The organism is Brevibacillus sp. TJ4 (assembly GCF_044627595.2).
GTDB lineage: Bacteria > Bacillota > Bacilli > Brevibacillales > Brevibacillaceae > Brevibacillus.
Map to the genome: position 1 here is coordinate 676923 of NZ_CP185865.1, position 17106 is coordinate 694028.

The 17106-nt window shown below is 55.1% G+C and carries 15 protein-coding genes; 9 read left to right on the forward strand and 6 right to left on the reverse strand.

The window, feature by feature from the left end:
• Positions 1–6 precede the first annotated feature (6 nt).
• From ACAF76_RS03100 to proB, 5 genes are all read right to left on the reverse strand, one after another.
• Positions 7–333 carry a ferritin-like domain-containing protein gene (locus ACAF76_RS03100; protein WP_400162592.1) on the reverse strand — a complete coding sequence of 109 codons (327 nt, stop codon included), beginning with the start codon at positions 331–333 and terminating at the stop codon, positions 7–9.
• Between the two features lie 108 nt (positions 334–441).
• Positions 442–1257 carry an isopentenyl transferase family protein gene (locus ACAF76_RS03105; protein ID WP_400162593.1) on the reverse strand — a complete coding sequence of 272 codons (816 nt, stop codon included), beginning with the start codon at positions 1255–1257 and terminating at the stop codon, positions 442–444.
• Between the two features lie 30 nt (positions 1258–1287).
• A complete protein-coding gene (proC, locus tag ACAF76_RS03110) occupies positions 1288–2130 on the reverse strand; it encodes a pyrroline-5-carboxylate reductase (RefSeq protein ID WP_400162594.1) in 843 nt (280 codons plus the stop codon).
• Positions 2131–2159: 29 nt separating this feature from the next.
• A complete protein-coding gene (locus tag ACAF76_RS03115) occupies positions 2160–3428 on the reverse strand; it encodes a glutamate-5-semialdehyde dehydrogenase (RefSeq protein ID WP_400162595.1) in 1269 nt (422 codons plus the stop codon).
• Between the two features lie 53 nt (positions 3429–3481).
• The gene (gene proB / locus ACAF76_RS03120; RefSeq protein WP_400162596.1) at positions 3482–4582 is read right to left on the reverse strand and encodes a glutamate 5-kinase; all 1101 of its coding nucleotides are present in this window, start codon (positions 4580–4582) and stop codon (positions 3482–3484) included.
• Between the two features lie 504 nt (positions 4583–5086).
• Between proB and ACAF76_RS03125 the strand changes: the two genes are divergently transcribed.
• From ACAF76_RS03125 to ACAF76_RS03165, 9 genes are all read left to right on the forward strand, one after another.
• Positions 5087–5503: a hypothetical protein gene (locus ACAF76_RS03125; RefSeq protein WP_400162597.1), complete on the forward strand. Its 417-nt coding sequence runs from the start codon at positions 5087–5089 to the stop codon at positions 5501–5503.
• A gap of 193 nt (positions 5504–5696) precedes the next feature.
• Positions 5697–6422 (forward strand): ABC transporter ATP-binding protein, encoded by a 726-nt coding sequence (locus ACAF76_RS03130; protein WP_400162598.1) that lies wholly within the window; start codon positions 5697–5699, stop codon positions 6420–6422.
• Positions 6415–8082 (forward strand): putative ABC transporter permease subunit, encoded by a 1668-nt coding sequence (locus ACAF76_RS03135; RefSeq protein WP_400162599.1) that lies wholly within the window; start codon positions 6415–6417, stop codon positions 8080–8082. Before ACAF76_RS03130 ends, ACAF76_RS03135 begins: the two co-directional genes overlap by 8 nt.
• A 154-nt stretch (positions 8083–8236) precedes the next feature.
• Positions 8237–8452, forward strand: a complete 216-nt coding sequence (locus ACAF76_RS03140) for a hypothetical protein (RefSeq protein ID WP_400162600.1) — start codon at positions 8237–8239, stop codon at positions 8450–8452.
• A gap of 286 nt (positions 8453–8738) precedes the next feature.
• Complete coding sequence (locus ACAF76_RS03145) at positions 8739–9854, forward strand: S-layer homology domain-containing protein (protein ID WP_400162601.1); 1116 nt, start codon at positions 8739–8741, stop codon at positions 9852–9854.
• A 275-nt stretch (positions 9855–10129) separates the two neighbouring features.
• Positions 10130–12538 (forward strand): 3-hydroxyacyl-CoA dehydrogenase NAD-binding domain-containing protein, encoded by a 2409-nt coding sequence (locus ACAF76_RS03150; protein ID WP_400162602.1) that lies wholly within the window; start codon positions 10130–10132, stop codon positions 12536–12538.
• 15 nt (positions 12539–12553) lie between these two features.
• Positions 12554–13732, forward strand: coding sequence for an acetyl-CoA C-acetyltransferase (locus tag ACAF76_RS03155; RefSeq protein ID WP_400162603.1), 1179 nt, complete (start codon positions 12554–12556; stop codon positions 13730–13732).
• 36 nt (positions 13733–13768) lie between these two features.
• Complete coding sequence (locus ACAF76_RS03160; RefSeq protein WP_400162604.1) at positions 13769–15547, forward strand: acyl-CoA dehydrogenase family protein; 1779 nt, start codon at positions 13769–13771, stop codon at positions 15545–15547.
• A 130-nt stretch (positions 15548–15677) separates the two neighbouring features.
• Entirely contained in the window at positions 15678–16487 is an 810-nt protein-coding gene (locus ACAF76_RS03165) for an arylamine N-acetyltransferase (protein ID WP_400162605.1), read from the forward strand.
• Positions 16488–16586: 99 nt separating this feature from the next.
• On the opposite strand, the gene ACAF76_RS03170 is transcribed toward ACAF76_RS03165, so the two are convergent.
• Positions 16587–17099: a 1,2-dihydroxy-3-keto-5-methylthiopentene dioxygenase gene (locus ACAF76_RS03170; protein ID WP_400162606.1), complete on the reverse strand. Its 513-nt coding sequence runs from the start codon at positions 17097–17099 to the stop codon at positions 16587–16589.
• Positions 17100–17106: the final 7 nt, after the last annotated feature.

Genomic DNA, 17106 nt, shown 5'->3' on the forward strand with positions numbered 1-17106 from the left:
GCCCCCTTACTGCATCTGCTGCTGTTGTTGTTGCTGCTGTTGCTGCTGTTGGGATTGGGTCTGTGGCAGGGCTGCCATCGCGCCTGCGTTGTTCGTTTGCATATGGCGAAGCAGCATCTGATAATGTGTCTGGTGCAGCCGGCCTGCCTTTTCCAGATGCTGCTTCACTTCAGGGTCTTTCGCTTGCTGGGCATAAAAGTGGAACTTTTTGAAAGCGAGCAGCTCCCACGACATGGCGTCTTTCAGATAGAGATAGTCCTTCGTCGAGATGACGCGCGGCGGTTCAGGGATCGGCACTTGTCCTGACTGCCCGGAAGAAAGAATGGAGGGCATCCGAATGCTCCTTTCGTCAGGGGATACACCCCTAGGATGGGCAACCCGGCGTGAAGTATCCGCATAGCGAGCATAGTAAAAAAATCCGGTGCAGGCACCGGATTTTGCTTATGTCTGGTCTGTAAAACGGATGCTTCCGATCTGCACGTCAATGCTTGCCGGAGCGATGTTCAGGCAGTAGCCCACTTCCTTGTACAGCTCTTCCTGGAGGGCATGTACCTTCCGCGGAAGATTGGTGCCCATGGGCAGGGCCAGCGCCAGTGTAAGCTCCAGTCTGGGCAGGTCATCGAATGAAGCATTGGATTTGAGTATGCGCTCCACGTATCCGAGCCGCTCACAAGTTGCTTGCACCACTTTGCGCATCACCTGAGGATGGATGAAGATACGTCCTCCGGAAAAAGGCGGGTGAACGATCGTCGTCTCCCCGGTAGCATCCCGCTTGGAGGAGAAGATCCGCTGCGCCGAGAATAGCAGCCGGTGCAGGAAGTCTTTTTCCACTTCCACGCGGGGAATCGGAATCGCGTGTCTGCCCATTGTCTCCCGAACGTAGCGGGCAGCCTCAATATCCTGCGGCGGTTTGACGGATTCGATCGGGATCAGCTCGACAGGCTGCGGCAAGTGCAAGGCTTGTACGATCCGTCCGATCATTTTCAGCGAGGTGCCGAGAATCAGCAGGCGCTCTGTGTTCAGGTTGGCGAGCGCCTGTCGCACCTCTTCGGCGTGGTTCGGGTCGAGAAAAATGGCCCGCTTCACAGCCTGGATTTTCGTCTTTTCGTACTTCGCGGAGGCTCCGGCCAGTTTTCGTCCTTGATAAATCAAAATGCCGTCATCGATGATCGCGGAAATGCCCAGCTGATGGGCGAGTTTCAAGGCAATCGTGCTTTTCCCCGTTCCACTGATTCCGTACAAAGCGTATGTTTCCATAAGCACCTCCATTGCCTCGTAGGCTACCGGCTAGCGATACTGTGCCCCCAGTTCGCGCGACCGCTCTGTAGCGCGCAGGATAGCGGCGGTTACCGCCTCCTGGAACTGGTATGTTTCCAGCACTTCCAGACCCGCTTGTGTCGTTCCGCCCGGACTCGTTACTTTTTTGCGCAGCAGGGCCGGTTCTTCGTTTGTATCGAGCAGCATGTGCGCGGCTCCCAACACCGTTTGCAGTGTCAGCTGCCGCGCGACCTCGCGGGTAAGCCCTGCTTTTGTGCCCGCACTGACCATGGCTTCGACCATGTAGTAAATGTACGCCGGACCGCTGCCAGACAAGCCGGTGACGATGTCCAGCTCATCCTCTTCGACGGGATAGACCTCTCCGATCGCCCCCAGCAGTTGTGTCGCCGTACGCAATTGCTCCTCGCTGACGTGGCGGTTGCAGGCGATGCCGGTAGCCGACAATCCGACAGCCGAGGACGTGTTGGGCATCGTGCGGATAATCGGGCAGGAGACGTCCAGCCACTGTTCGATTTGCGCGGTCGAGACCCCGGCGATGACGGAGATGATCAATTGATCGGAGTCGACAGAGCCGCGCAGCTCGATGATCGCTTCCGCCGCATCCTTCGGTTTCATCGCCAGGACGAGGATGCCAGCCCTGCGGCATACGTCCTGTTTTTCCTGGCTGACCTGGACATTGTAGGTTTGCGCCAACTGCTTGAGTCGTTCCTGGTTGTTGCGGTTTGTCACCACAATTTGTTCTGCATCAAGCAGGTTTTTTTTCAGTATGCCCGCCACAATCGCTTCTGTGATGGAGCCTGCTCCGAGAAAGCCGATTTGCTCCTGAATTGCGCATGTTTGCTGCTTGCTCATCGCTGTCATTTCCTCCCTCGCTGTCGGATTTATCGGATTTGCCCGGTGCCACGCACTACGTACTTATAAGAAGTGAGAGCAGGCAGCCCCATCGGACCGCGCGCGTGCAGCTTTTGCGTACTGATGCCGATTTCGGCCCCGAAGCCGAATTCGCCGCCGTCGGTAAAACGGGTGGAGGCGTTGTGGTATACCGTAGTGGCATCGACGGTTTGCAGAAAACGGTCGGCGTTCGCCTTGTCTTCGGTCACGATTGCTTCCGAGTGCCCCGTGCTGTGCAGCGCAATATGCTCGATCGCCTCGTCGAGCGACGCGACTGTACGTACTGCGATCGTCAAATTGGAAAATTCGGTGTCCCAGTCTTCTTCACTGGCAGCTTTCAACTGGGATGCGAGCGAAGGATGAAGGCTTCGCGTGATCCCGCAGGCGCGCACCTCGACTCCTGCCTGCAAGAGTGCGGACAGCAGGCTGCGCTGCGATTCGAGCGGCCACTCGCGATGGAGCAGCAAGGTCTCCGCGGCGTTGCAGACGGCAGGACGGCTCGTTTTGGCGTTCAGCACGATCGCTTCTGCCATTTCGTGCCGGGCAGTCTGGTCGACGAAGATGTGGCAATTGCCGACCCCTGTTTCCAGTACGGGTACAGTCGCTGTCTTCAGGACACGGGAGATCAGCCCGGCGCCGCCGCGGGGAATGATGACATCGACAAAGCCGTTTGCGGTACAAAGCATGTCGACTGACTCGTGTTCAGCAAAGGGCAGGTACTGAACCGCTTCGGTGGGCATTCCAGCCAGGGTTAGCGCTTCACGCAGGCTTTTTACCAGCGCCAGATTGCTGTTCACAGCGCTGTGGCTGCCGCGCAGGACGATGGCATTGCCTGTTTTCAGGGCGATTGCGGCAGCGTCGACAGTCACGTTGGGACGTGCCTCGTAGACCATCCCAATCACGCCGATCGGCACGCGAACCTGATCGATCAAAAGACCGTTGGGACGCGTCCAGGATGTGATCGTTTGACCTACAGGATCATCCAGCGTGACCAATTGGTTGAGACTGTCTGCCAGGTCGCGTATCCGGGCGGGGGTCAGGCGCAGCCGGTCGAGATAGGAGTCCGGCTGACCGTCAGCCTGTGCACGAGCCAAATCCAGCTCGTTTGCTTGCAAAATTGCTTCTTCATCTGCCAACAGGCGCTCGCCAATCGCCGCCAACGCCTTGTCTTTCTCTGCCCGGGTGAGAATTGCCAACTCTTTTGCAGCTTGCTTTGCCAGGCGCAATTGTTCATGCATTTGCTCTTTCCAGTTCCCCATGCCTTCCATCTCCTTTTTGTGAAAAAATCTGTCTATCTATGTGTTCATGCTGTCTACATGATCTGTGTCCATTGATCGCGGTGGATCACCGTTCCGCTGCGTCGCATTTCCGCGGCAGCAGAGAGGGATTCGGCGAGCTCGCGGGCATCGTAGCGGCTGACGCCACGGCCGATCAGCTCTCCCTCGCAGTACACCTCAATGACTTCTCCCTGCGAAAAGGTGCCACTTACATCGCGGACACCGGCGAGGAGCAGGCTGCCGCTTTTTTGCAGCATCGCTTCCGCCGCACCCCGGTCGATGGTGATAGCGCCGCGGGTCGGGGAGTGCAGGGCGATCCACTGTTTGCGCGTCGGCAACGCGTGCGGAGTCGGTTCATCGGGACGGTAGCGCACATAGGTGCCATTTCCTTCACCGTCGATGACCTTGACCAGATCAGCCGGGTGATCGAGCTTTCCGATGAAGCTCGGAATGCCGAGTCCCTGTGCTGTCTTGGCAGCAATCAGCTTGGAGCGCATCCCGCCAGTACCGAGGCGCGACGCACCGCCTGCCAATGCCTCGACTTCCTCCGTCACTTCCGGCAGCCAGGTAATCCGTGTAGCGTCCGTGTGGGTACGCGGGTCTTTGTCGTACAGCCCGTTGGTGTCAGTCAGAATCATGTACAGATCGGCGTGAACCAGGCCCGCGACGAGAGCGCCGAGCATGTCGTTGTCGCCAAATGTAAGCTCAGCGACGGATACGGTGTCATTTTCGTTGATGATCGGCAGGATGTTTTTGTCCAGCAATAGCGACAGTGTCTGAAACGCGTGCTGATACCGTTCGCGGTCGGAAAAATCGCTTCTCGTCAGCAAAATTTGCGCCACGCAGATTTGATGGGCGGAAAACAATTGTGTGTAGGTCTGCATCAGCAGGCTTTGTCCGATCGCCGCCGCAGCCTGTTTGGCCGCCAGTGTCTTCGGCCGTTGCTGGTAGCCGAGACTTTGGTATCCACTGGCTACAGCACCGGAGGAGACGAGCACGACTTGATGTCCCTCAGCGCGAAGCTGGCTGACAGCAGCGACAAGCAGAGCCATTTTGTAAGGATCGACGCCACCGCCAGCAGCAGCCAGTGAGCTGCTGCCGACCTTTACGACCAATCGCATTTTTCCTTTCTTCATGGGTGTTTCCTCCTGCATCCGTAAAAAATGAAAAGCCCTTTCGTCTCTTGAAATAAGGACGAAAGGGCATAATTGACCTCCGCGGTACCACCTTACTTGACGTTGCGGGCGAGGGAATGCTTTCGTCCGGACAACGTCCAGCTTTCTTTCATTGGTAACAGGTGAAAGAATCCTGTCCAGGTCATCCCTGGCAGCTCAAGGGCGGGGGTTCAAACTGATTCGAAGGACGAAATCTCGCAGCCAATGGATTTCGCTCTCTGGACCTGAAAGGCAGTTTTACTTTTCCCTATCATTGCAGTTGCCATATGGATCTTGTCAACACTTTACATAATACGTGACGAACGATTTCTTAATTCATAATTATTCACCTGTACACATGCAAATGTCAAGGAGTTTGTGTGTGTATGCGTAAAAAAGGAAACAGGAATAGGGTTGTCTCGCGCCTGGAATATGTCTATCATGGAGAGAGTGATTACAGATCGATCGATTGAGGTGGAGAACACGATGTTTGGATTTGGAAAAAAGGCAAAAAAATTGAATGGCACTGACGTTTTGATCGTGAAGACGACCGATGCGAAAGCTCGTAATTTTTATCAGGTTTCGTTCCCTACGATGGTAGCGAATGACGTCGTGTCGATGCTCAAAAAATTGGAAAAGTCAAAACTGAACCGAAAAGAATACCTGGGTGACATCGGCGGTTTTCACCTGGCAACCCACTACGAGGGCTTGAGCAGCTTCGAAGTGTTGGATGAGGCCGATCTCGAATCCCAGCTTGTTCCGATTCAGGATTTCTCCAGCATTTTGCTGCGCCGACTGCAGGCTGTAGAGCAGAGCGGAGAGTTGGAAGATTCGGAAGACCTGGCGTTTATCATGGGTGAATTGACCATGCTGCGCGACGGAAGTTTCGTACAGCCGGATTGATCCAGGACAGACAGATTGGGGAAAGAATGCCTTGCACCGATGACTGTGGGTGTTACCCGGAGTCATTTTTTCTTTTTTCCGGGTTGCGGGCTGGCTATCGACCAGCATCTTTTGGCAGCAACTTTTTCGGAGCAACTTCCGTACATGTATAAAGGAAAATAAGGTCTGTAAACCGACGGAGAGGTGGGACATCATGATCGAGTTGATAGGTGTCAGCAAGAGTTATAACGGTTCCGTGCAGGCGGTAAAGACGATGGATTTGACAGTGCCCAAGGGCGAGATTTTCGGTTTTTTGGGTCACAATGGAGCCGGAAAAACGACAACGATTAAGATGATGACCGGTATTATTCGCCCGGATACCGGACAGGTGAGAATCAATGGCAAGGACATGCGAGAAGAGCCGCTTGAGGCGAAAAAGCAATTCGGCTACGTACCGGACAGCCCGGACTTGTTTTTGCGGTTAAAAGGATTGGAATACTTGAATTTCATGGCTGACATGTACGAGGTCGAGCCGGAGGTGCGCAAAAAGCGGATCGTGAAGCTGGCTGAGCGCTTTGAGATGACAGATGCCTTGGGCGATACGATTCATAGCTACTCCCACGGGATGCGGCAAAAAATCATCATCATGGGCGTACTCGTACACGAGCCCGAAGTGTGGATTCTGGACGAGCCGATGACCGGGCTGGACCCGAAATCTTCATTCACGCTGAAAGAAATGATGAGGGAGCACGCAGACAACGGCCGGACTGTCTTTTTCTCCACGCATGTGCTGGAAGTGGCGGAAAAGCTGTGTGATCGCGTGGCGATCATCAACAAGGGGGAAATTTTGTTCTGCGGCACTTTTGCCGAGATGCAGCAGCATTTTCAATCAGACGCTTCGCTGGAAAAACTGTTCCTGGAGCTGACCAGCCATGAATAGCAAGACGTGGAAACTGGCTCAGATCATGTTGAAAACAGCGGAGCCGATGTGGTCGAGCAAAAAGGGAAGCCAGTGGAAACAAGTGCTGCTAATCGCCTTGATTGGGATGTCGATGTTGCCGCTTGTGATTGCCGGAGTCTCCTTTATGTCGAGCTTGTACGACGGTCTGGCACTGGTCGGACAGGAGTCGGTACTGCTCGGACTCGGATTTGCGCTCGCTTCTCTGGCGATTTTGGTGTTCAGCATCTTTTACGTCATCTCCGTGTTTTATTACTCACAGGATGTCGAGCATTACCTGCCCCTGCCACTAAAGCCTTCCGAGATTTTGGGGGCGAAATTTCTCGTTGCGATGTTGTATGAATACGTGACCAACCTGCTGTTGCTTGCTCCCTTGCTGATCACGTACGGAGTCAAGAGCGGGGGGGGCGTGCTGTACTACCTGTACGCACTGCTGTTGTACCTGTTGTTCCCCGTTTTGCCGCTGGTATTGGCTATCATCATCGTGATGCTGTTTATGCGCTTTACCAATGTCGGCAAGAAAAAAGACCGGTTCCGCGTGATCAGCGGAGTGTTCGTGCTCATTCTCGTGATTGCGTTCCAGTTTATTATCCAGGGGAGCTTGCGAGATTTCACCGACACCGAGCGATTGCAGCAAATGATTTTGTCTGGGGAAGTCAATTTCTTGGAGATCGTTACCCAGTTCCTGCCCGCCAGTGAATGGGCTGCGCTCGCTCTCGTGCAAAACGCCACCCTGGGCGGGTTGGGGTATCTGGCACTGTTCACACTGGTGTCTTTTGCAGCGATTGTCCTGTTTTTGTTCCTTGGCAACCGGCTGTATTTTTCCGGTGTCATCGGTTTCAGCGAATCGACCGCCAAGCGGCAAAAGCTCGACGACAGCTCGCTGCACAAGTTTTCCCGTCCTCGTCGGCCGTGGCTCGCCTACGCGGGCAAGGAGTGGAAAATCCTCTGCCGCACCCCGGTGTACCTGCTGAACTGTGTGCTGTACAGCTTGTTTATGCCGGTAATCCTGATCGTTCCCTTCCTTGGGAAAGGGGACGAAGCAGACGGGGGCATGGCTGTTCTCCGTGACCTGATCCTCGGGGAGTCGAATGCCGGCATCAGCCTGGCGATCGCAACGGCAGCCTTCCTGATCATCGCCGGGATGAACGGCACATCGGTGACAGCGATCACGCGGGATGGGCAAGGATACTTTGTCAACAAGTACCTGCCGGTGCCGTACAGCCAGATCCTCATCGCCAAGCTGCTTCCCGGGTTTTTGCTCAGCCTGCTCTGTCTCGTGCTGCTGATTGTGGAGGCGACGCTGTTCATCGGATTGCCCTGGTCGTTCAGTGCGCTGCTGCTGTTGGCGGGAATACCGGCGATCCTGTTCATCAATATCCTCTCGCTATTCGTCGATTTGCGCATGCCTCGACTAAACTGGGGGTCTGAGCAGGAAGCGGTCAAACAAAACCTGAACACGCTTTTCCCGCTCATTTTTGGAATTGTGACCGGAGCACTACTCGCGCTCGGAGGATTTGCGCTCGGTGGGTCTCTCGGCGTATCGGCGGCGATCGTAACTGCCGTGTTCGCAGTGGCTGATCTGATCTTGTATCGCATCCTCGTCACCAGGGGCGCGCAGTGGATGGAGAATATCGAATAACATTCCAGGTATAGTGAGACTGAAACAAACCGCCTGAAGAAATAGGAAGTCGAGTATAAAATCGCATCGATTTATACTCGATTTTCTGTTATGCAGGAACGGTCTGCGCGGGCAAAAGGGACAGGCAGGAGAAAAGAAGGGAGAGTGTGTCTGAGTGTCGACAATCGCCCCCAGGCCGATTACAGCCGTTCTGGTGATAGCGCTCGTGCTGGTTGCAGTGGCTTCGTTTCTGCTCATCACGTATAGCTATTTGAATACGAAAGAAATACGTTCGCTGACGGCACAGTGTTACGAGGAGAAAGGAACGGTTCTCCTGGAAATTCACAATGATGTAACAAGCAGCTATTCCTTCGCATGCCAAAAACATTGATTTGTCTACAAGCAACGGGGGGGTGAAGCGGATCACCCTCGTTCCAAAAGCTCAGGGCTATCGCAACTCTGAGCTTTTTTGTTTAGGAAAATATGAGCAGGGCCGATCCTGCGTGATCGCATCTGTGTAGGAATATATAACTAGAAAAGAAAAAAGTGAAAAGGGTCTGAATTGTCTGGTAAACTTTACATGTTGCGCCTTCATTGGTATTTTATTGATAAGAAATGGAATATTCATACCATCTACGGAAGGTTTGCGAAGGAAGATTGGCTAAAGGAGAAGAAGTATGCACAAACGATTACTAATCTGTTTCCTCATGGTAATGCTTGTTGCACAAGGTATTTTTTCCGGCAGCTCCCAGGCAGCAGGCTTTTTTACCGACGTACGGGGCCATTGGGCGGAGCAGGAGATCGAGGAGTTGGCTAACCTGGGAATCGTGAAGCGGGAAGGGGCTCAGCCTTTTTACCCGGATCGACCGATTACCAGGGGAGAGGCGCTCGTGATGCTGAATCGTGCCTTTGAGTCTGTCTACGGTCCGTTGGCAAGGCCGGAGCGCAAGAAAAACATTGACCACCGTTACCCTCCTCACGGTGAAGTCGAACAGCTCCTCGCGAACGTGCGCGCAATGTACCAGATCGAGACGCGAAATGCCAGCGACTTTGACCCGGGGGACCGGATGCTGTACTACCTCCATGTGGCAGAGTCAGGTCAATTGATGCGAAAGCCGCAAAAGGAAAACCCGGACTGGTGGCTGCCGGCACACGCGTTTCAGCGGGCATTGACGAGGGAAGAGGCGAGCATGCTGCTCTTTCACGTGCTCAGTCCGCAAAAGTACCGTGGGATCGACATCCGGCCGGAAGACGCCAAAGCGTACTTCAACAGCTTCTACGAGTGGAAGCAGCCGAGCAACTACCGGGACACGTTCTCGCCTTACGCGACGGCAATACGGGAATTCGGCCTGTTTGCCAATCCGCAAGAGTTTTACCCATATGAAGTGATGACCCGGGCGCAGTACGCGACCGTGCTAACACGGCTGCTTGAGTATTACAAGCGGGACGCGGCAGCTCAATTCAAAGGCAACAACGAGCGGTTGAAAAATATCGCAACGATTTATTTGCGGGCTGCAAGCCTGGCCCAAGAGAACAAGGACGAAGCCAGACTGGCGACGTATTTTTCCGACAGCGCTCTGGAAAAGCTGTCATCCTTTCCGTTTGTCCCGAAGCATACGGAGCATCAATCGATCAGCGTTCGGCAGGATGACGGCATCGACAAGAACCTGATCGTGACGGGTACATACCGTGACAATGCAAACGGAACGTATCAGATTGAATACGTCTTTTCCGCTGATGCCAAGCAAGTGTTTGGCCGAAAGATCACAAACGTGAACTACAAGCAAAGATAAGCGAAGAGGGGAGGAAGTGGGCCTCCTTCGCTCTTGCAACTGACAGAATTTTCGATTACAATCAAAAATGAACAATGATTCAGTAAACCAAACATCCTGTGGCTGCAGGGCCAGTTCGCGGGATGTGTTTTTTCCCCTTCGTTATGAATGAGTATTCATTCAATAGTGTTTCTGAACGCAACAGGAATATCGACAGAATAGACGAATTAGTATGAAAAAGGTTAAAAGTCCCACCTTTGCCTACATCTGATTTTACATACAAGGAGGATGGTAAGATGGAGCGCAAAATTCGCAAAGCCGCCGTGCTTGGTTCGGGGGTAATGGGTGCCGGTATCGCCGCACACCTGGCCAATGTCGGGATTCCCGTCTATCTGCTGGACATCGTGCCGCGTGAATTGACAGAAGAAGAGAGCAAGAAAGGCTTGAGCCTGCAAGATCCCGCCGTACGAAACCGCTTGGCGCAAGCAGGCAAAGACAGGCTGCTGAAAGAAAAGCCGGCGCCGCTGTACGACAAGCAGTACCTGCAGCGGATTACAGTCGGCAATTTCGAAGACCACCTTTCCTATCTGGCCGAAGCCGACTGGATCATCGAGGTAGTCGTAGAAAATCTGGAGATCAAGCAAAAGGTTCTGGCTATGGTCGAAGCGCATCGCAGACCGGGAACGATCGTCTCTTCCAATACTTCGGGCGTCTCCATCAACGAGATGTCCGCAGGCAGGTCGGAGGAATTCCGCAAGCACTTCCTGGGCACGCACTTTTTCAACCCGCCTCGCTATCTGAGGCTGCTGGAGATCATCCCCGGAGCGGACACGGACCCCGAGATCACCGCTTTTATGATGCGCTTTGGCGAGGATGTGCTGGGCAAGGGAACGGTACTGTGCAAGGATACGCCGAACTTCATCGCCAACCGCATCGGCACGTACGGTCTGCAGGTTTCGATCCATGAGATGCTGGATCTGGGACTGGGGGTGGACGAAGTAGATGGCTTGACAGGACCTGTTCTCGGACGCCCGAAAAGCGCAACCTTCCGCACGCTCGATGTCGTCGGCCTGGATACCTACGTGCACGTCGCCAACAACGTCAAAAACAAGAGTACCGATGAAGCGGAAAAAGCCGTTTTCGAAGTGCCTGCATTTATCCTGCAAATGGTGGAGAAGCGCTGGATCGGACAGAAGGCGGGACAAGGCTTTTTCAAGCAGGTCAAAACCGCGCAGGGAAAAGAGATTTTCGCGCTCGACATCGAGACGATGGAGTACCGTCCCAGCGTCAAGGCGAAGTTCGCTTCGCTCGATGCGGCCAAGACCAGCAAAAACCTGCCGGATAGGCTGAAAGCGCTTATTTCCGGAAAAGACAAGGGCAGCCAGTTTGTCTGGAATGTCTTGAAAAAGGTGCTGCTGTACTCCGCTGACAAGGCGCATGAAATCGCTGACGACATCGTGGCCGTCGATCAGGCGATGAAGTGGGGCTTTGGCTGGGAGCTTGGACCGTTCGAAACGTGGGATGCAATCGGCGTGGAGAAGTCGGTCGCACGGATGCGCGAAGAGGGCGAGACGATTCCGGCGCTGGTCGAGGAGCTGTTGTCCAGCGGCAAGCCCTCCTTTTACCAGAAGCAGGACGGACGCAGCGCGGTCTACTCCATCGGCGGGGCGTATAAGGATGTAGAAAGCAAGCCGGAGACAATCAACCTGGCTGCGCTCAAGGAGCAGGGCAAGCTGATCCGCAAAAATGCCGGAGCGGCGCTGATCGACCTGGGAGACGGCGTAGCCTGCCTGGAGTTTACCTCGCCGAACAATGCGCTGGGTCACGACGTCCTGCAAATGGCCAACTACGCCGCAGAAGAAGTGCAGAAAAACTTCCTCGGGCTGGTCATCGGCAACCAGGGCAAGAACTTCTGTGTCGGCCTGAACCTGGCGATGGCCTTGATGGAGGCACAGGACGAGAACTGGTTTGAGCTCGACATGCTGGTCACCAATTTCCACAAGACAGCGCGGGCGATCCGCTACATGCACCGTCCCGTCGTCGCAGCGCCATTTGGCATGACACTGGGCGGCGGCGTGGAGGTGATGTACCTGGCTGACCGCGTGCAAGCCTCGGCGGAGACGTACATGGGGCTTGTAGAGGTAGGCGTCGGTCTGTTGCCGGGTGGCGGCGGTACGAAGGAAATGCTGTTCCGCGCCATGGAGCAGGTGCCAGAGGGCGGTACTGTTCCGGTCGATCCGTTCCCGTTCGTCGCGCGCGCCTTTGAGACGATCGTCATGGCGAAAGTCTCGACGAGCGGCCAGGATGCGATCAACCTCGGCTACCTGCGGCCAACTGACCGGATCAGCATCAATCCCGATCACCTCCTGTACGACGCCAAGCAGCTGGTGCTGGCGATGGACCGCGAAGGCTACACGCCGCCTGCGCCGCGAAAAATCCGCGTGATCGGCGAGACCGGATACGCCACCCTGCGGCAAAACGTATACGCGATGAAGAAAAGCGGCTACATCAGTGATCACGATGAGCTGATTGCGAGCAAAATCGCCTACGTCATGTCCGGCGGCAACCTGCCCGCAGGCACAGAAGTGAGCGAAGAATACATTTTGCAACTGGAGAAGGCAGCGTTCCTGGAACTGATCAAGACGCCGAAATCGCAGCAGCGGATGCAGCACATGCTGACGAAAAACAAGCCTTTGCGCAATTAGGGGAGGGAAAACAATATGAGAGAAGCAGTCATTGTCGCAGGAGCCCGCACCGCGATTGGCAAAGCGAAAAAAGGAAGTTTGCGGGACGTACATCCCGTCGATATGGGGGCAGCGGTCATCCGTGATTTGCTGCGCCGCGTACCGCAGCTCGACCCCGCCGAGATCGAGGACGTGATCATGGGGACGGCAACTCCGGAAGCGGAGCAGGGAATGAACATGGCCCGGCTGATCGGACTTCGCGCAGGGCTGCCGACCAATGTTGCGGGAATTACGATCAATCGCTTTTGTTCCTCGGGGCTGCAAACGATCGCCTACGGAGCACAGCAGATCATGGTCGGCGGCGCGGATGTGATCGTCGCGGGCGGCGTGGAGAGCATGAGCCTTTTGCCGATGACCGGACACAAGGTAGCGCTCAACCCGACCTTGGTGGAGACGATGCCGGAAGCCTATATGAGCATGGGACACACGGCAGAAGAAGTGGCCAGACGCTACCACGTGTCGCGCGAAGACCAGGACGCGTTTGCGCTGACCAGCCACCAGCGGGCTACGGCTGCGATCGCCTCCGGGAAGTTCCGGGATGAAATCGTGCCGATCACGGTCAAGCAGCACAGCTTCGATGGCAATGGCAAGCTGCATGTAACGGAACGGCAGTTTGCCACGGATGAAGGGCCGCGTCCCGACACGACACTGGAGGCGCTGGCGAAACTCAGACCGGTGTTCCACGTACAGGGAAGCGTCACCGCCGGCAACTCCTCGCAAACGAGCGACGGCGCTGCAGCCGTACTGATCATGTCAGCGGAAAAGGCGGCAGAGCTCGGTGTTGCGCCGATCGCTACCTTCCGTTCCTTTACGGTAGGCGGCGTCGATCCTGATGTCATGGGGATCGGACCTGTCGTCGCCATCCCCAAGGCGCTGAAGATGGCGGGCCTGACGATCGACGATATTGATTTGTTCGAGTTGAATGAAGCATTTGCATCGCAGTCGATTGCCGTCATTCGCGAGCTCGGACTGGACCCGGAAAAAGTAAACGTAAACGGCGGTGCCATCGCATTGGGCCACCCGCTCGGCTGCACAGGGGCGAAGCTGACAGTCTCGGTACTGAACGAACTGAAGCGGCGAGGCGGGAAGTACGGCGTCGTGACGATGTGCATCGGGGGCGGCATGGGAGCTGCCGGCGTGTTTGAAATCACCTAATAACCAACCACTTTACGATAAAGGAGAAGGTTGAATATGGGAGAGACAAAAGAGCTGATTCGCGGTGGAAGTTTTTTGATCGATGCTGGTTCCCCTGATGATGTGTTTGTGCCGGAAGAGTTCACCGAAGAGCAACTGATGATCGCCAAAACGACGGAAGATTTCGTCGTCAACGAAGTTTGCCCTCACCTCGAGGAGATCGAGAACCATCACTTCGACATCTCCGTTCGCTTGCTGAAAGAAGCCGGCGAGCTGGGCTTGCTGGCGGGGGACGTGCCGGAAACGTATGACGGCCTGGGACTGGATAAGGTCAGTACGGCGCTGGTGACGGAGAAGTTCGCCCGGGCGCGCGGGTTCGCGCTCAGCTTTGGCGCACACGTCGGGATTGGCTCGCTGCCGATCGTCTATTTCGGCAACGAAGAGCAGAAGCGCCGCTACCTCCCCGACCTGGCTACGGGCAAACGGCTTGCAGCCTACTGCCTGACCGAACCAGGCTCAGGCTCCGACGCCCTGGGGGCCAAGACGACGGCTGTGCTTTCCGCAGACGGCAAGCATTACATCCTCAACGGGGAGAAGCAGTGGATTACCAACGCCGGATTCGCTGATGTCTTTATCGTATACGCCAAAATCGACGGTGAGAAATTTACCGCCTTTATCGTAGAACGCGACTTCCCGGGTGTATCCTTTGGCGCAGAAGAGAAAAAGATGGGGATCAAAGGCTCCTCTACGCGCACCGTTATTTTGCAGGACGTCCCTGTACCGGTCGAGAACTTGCTGGGCGAACCGGGTCGCGGACACGTCATCGCCTTCAACATCTTGAACGTCGGGCGGTACAAACTGGCGGTAGGCGCTGTCGGCTCCGCCAAACGGGCGCTGGAGATCGCCACGACCTACGCCAAGGAACGGAAGCAGTTCAAGACGCCTCTTGCCAACTTTACGCTGATCAAAAACAAGCTGGCCAACATGGCGATCAAGACGTATGCCGCAGAGAGCTCCGTGTATCGCACGGTCGGGCTGTTTGACACGGCTCTCGGAAGCCTCGGAGACAAGGCGGAGGAAGGGCAGGAGATCGCCAAGGCGATTGCCGACTACGCCATCGAATGTTCGATCAACAAGGTATTTGCGACCGAGGTGCTTGACTACTGCGTCGACGAAGGCGTGCAAATTCACGGCGGGTACGGCTTCATGTCCGAGTACGAGATCGAAAACATGTACCGCGACTCCCGGATCAACCGCATTTTTGAAGGTACCAACGAGATCAACCGCTTGCTCATCCCCGATACGCTGGTGAAAAAGGCGATGAAAGGGGAGCTTCCGTTGCTGCAAGCGGCTGCCGGTTTGCAGGAAGAGCTGATGAGCTACTACCCCGAGGAGATCGAGGATGCGCCGCTGGCCGCAGAAAAGCATCTGCTCGACATGACCCGCAAAATCATTTTGATGGTCGCAGGCTCTGCCCTGATGAAATACCAGCAAGCGATCTCCAAAGAGCAGGAGCTGCTCGCCTTCGCCGCCGACATGCTGATCGAGCTGTACGCGATGGACAGTGTCGTGAAGCGGACGGAAAAGGCTATCGCGGCAAACGGGCTGGAAAAAGAACTGCAGAAGCTCGAACTGACGGCAGTGTACGTACACGAAGCCTTCGATCGCGTGGAAGCGTGGGCGAAGGAAGCGCTGGCCGCGATGGAGGAAGGAGACGACCTGCGTCTGCGTCTGTCGATTTTGAAAAAGCTGACCCGTCGCACCCCGATCAATACGGTTCACCTGAAACGGGCGATCGCCGACCGGGTGATCGAAGCGAACGGTTATGTGGTATAGTTATCTGTACAACGAGAATCAAAGGAGCTGAGATGCATCTCAGCTCCTTTTCATACGCCAGGCTGCCTGACACGCACGCGTGTCGAGTACCTGGGAGGGAGTTTACGTCCAACATGAGGGGGGATGCCGGGTGAGTGAACTGGATGCTCTGTTTCGCAAACGAATCGGGTTTTCGGAAAGCGAGCAGATTTCATTTGATACGCTCAACCACGTTCTGGAAAAGACAGCGCGAACGATTCCTTTTGAAAACCTGCGCATCATTCAAAACAGAACGACCGCGATTACGCGGGAAAACCTGATTGAAAAGATTCTTGCAAGGGGAGAAGGCGGACTGTGCTATGAACTGAACCCCCTTCTCTATCTGTTCCTGGTTGAACACGGATTTGACGCAGTCCTTGCCCTCGGAGTCGTCTACAAGCACGATGAGCAAAGGTTCCAGTCTATCGGGAGTACCCATGTGACTATACTTTGCACATATGAGGGGCAAATGTATGTGATCGATACCGGCTTTGGAGGAAACCTGCCGCTCATGCCTGTTCCGCTATCGGGAGAGACTGTGTCCTCTGCCAATGGCGAATTCCGCATCCGAAAAGTGGACACGGAACATGGCGACTACGCGCTGGAAATGAAGCTAAGGCACAAGGATACGGACTGGAGAGTAGGATATGCCTTCAATTCCACGAGGACGATCACGGATGTGGAAGCATGCGATGCGGTCAGGACGATTATCGAGCAGCATCCGGAGTCTCCGTTTAACAAACACCCGCTGATTACGAAGCTGACAGACAGGGGCAGCGTAACCTTGACGAACCGGTCGATCACGCAGTGGACAGATGGACAGGTTACAAAAGAAAACATCGAGAGCGCACGCTTCAATGAATTGGTAGAACAGCATTTTGGCAATTCCTTTGTGCGAATCGATGATACGCTGTCTCGCTGAATCGTGCGCGAAGCCGAATGAAAAAAACATCGTCGCTGCAAATTGTTCATGCGGCGACGATGTTTCTTTTTTGAGCGAGATATGGTGCCAACTGACGGATTAATAGATCGCTTCCCAGCCGGCAGGAGTGACGAACAGGCGGATCGCCTTGATTTTGCGGTCGTCCATCAGCGTGAAGTAGTGACGGTAGTTCGGCGGTACGGAGATCAGGTCGCCTGGCTCCAGTTCGACGTCGAAATAGCGGCCGTCCTCTCCCTTGATCGCGAAGATGCCGTGGCCGTCCACGCAGAAGCGGCATTCGTCATCGGTGTGGTGATGCTCCTTTTTAAACTTGACGATCAGATCGTCGAGGTTCGGCGTCTGGTCGGAGAGGACGATGATGTCCGCTGTCAGGTAGCCGCGGCGTTTGCTGATCGCCTCGATTTCCGGCTTGAAGGCGTCGAGGATTTGCTGCTTTTCCTCTTCGCTTGGGCTGTAGTTGTCACGCAGATGCGGCTCCAGGCGATCAACGCCCCAGTTTTCGTAAATGATTCCTTTGGAGTCGAGGAAGCTGATGACTTCCTGCGGGTCGCTGATGTACTCGTTGTTGTCGTGGAAACGTACTTGTGCCATGGGAAAA

Excerpts from the sequence above, each read along its gene's own strand:
- ACAF76_RS03125 (WP_400162597.1), top strand. The coding sequence starts at position 5,087 with ATGTTTGGATTTGGAAAAAAGGCAAAAAAATTGAATGGCACTGACGTT.
- ACAF76_RS03150 (WP_400162602.1), top strand. The coding sequence starts at position 10,130 with ATGGAGCGCAAAATTCGCAAAGCCGCCGTGCTTGGTTCGGGGGTAATG.
- ACAF76_RS03170 (WP_400162606.1), bottom strand. The coding sequence starts at position 17,099 with ATGGCACAAGTACGTTTCCACGACAACAACGAGTACATCAGCGACCCG.
- ACAF76_RS03115 (WP_400162595.1), bottom strand. The coding sequence starts at position 3,428 with ATGGGGAACTGGAAAGAGCAAATGCATGAACAATTGCGCCTGGCAAAG.
- ACAF76_RS03135 (WP_400162599.1), top strand. The coding sequence starts at position 6,415 with ATGAATAGCAAGACGTGGAAACTGGCTCAGATCATGTTGAAAACAGCG.
- ACAF76_RS03145 (WP_400162601.1), top strand. The coding sequence starts at position 8,739 with ATGCACAAACGATTACTAATCTGTTTCCTCATGGTAATGCTTGTTGCA.
- ACAF76_RS03130 (WP_400162598.1), top strand. The coding sequence starts at position 5,697 with ATGATCGAGTTGATAGGTGTCAGCAAGAGTTATAACGGTTCCGTGCAG.
- ACAF76_RS03105 (WP_400162593.1), bottom strand. The coding sequence starts at position 1,257 with ATGGAAACATACGCTTTGTACGGAATCAGTGGAACGGGGAAAAGCACG.
- proB (WP_400162596.1), bottom strand. The coding sequence starts at position 4,582 with ATGAAGAAAGGAAAAATGCGATTGGTCGTAAAGGTCGGCAGCAGCTCA.
- ACAF76_RS03155 (WP_400162603.1), top strand. The coding sequence starts at position 12,554 with ATGAGAGAAGCAGTCATTGTCGCAGGAGCCCGCACCGCGATTGGCAAA.
- ACAF76_RS03100 (WP_400162592.1), bottom strand. The coding sequence starts at position 333 with ATGCCCTCCATTCTTTCTTCCGGGCAGTCAGGACAAGTGCCGATCCCT.
- ACAF76_RS03160 (WP_400162604.1), top strand. The coding sequence starts at position 13,769 with ATGGGAGAGACAAAAGAGCTGATTCGCGGTGGAAGTTTTTTGATCGAT.
- proC (WP_400162594.1), bottom strand. The coding sequence starts at position 2,130 with ATGAGCAAGCAGCAAACATGCGCAATTCAGGAGCAAATCGGCTTTCTC.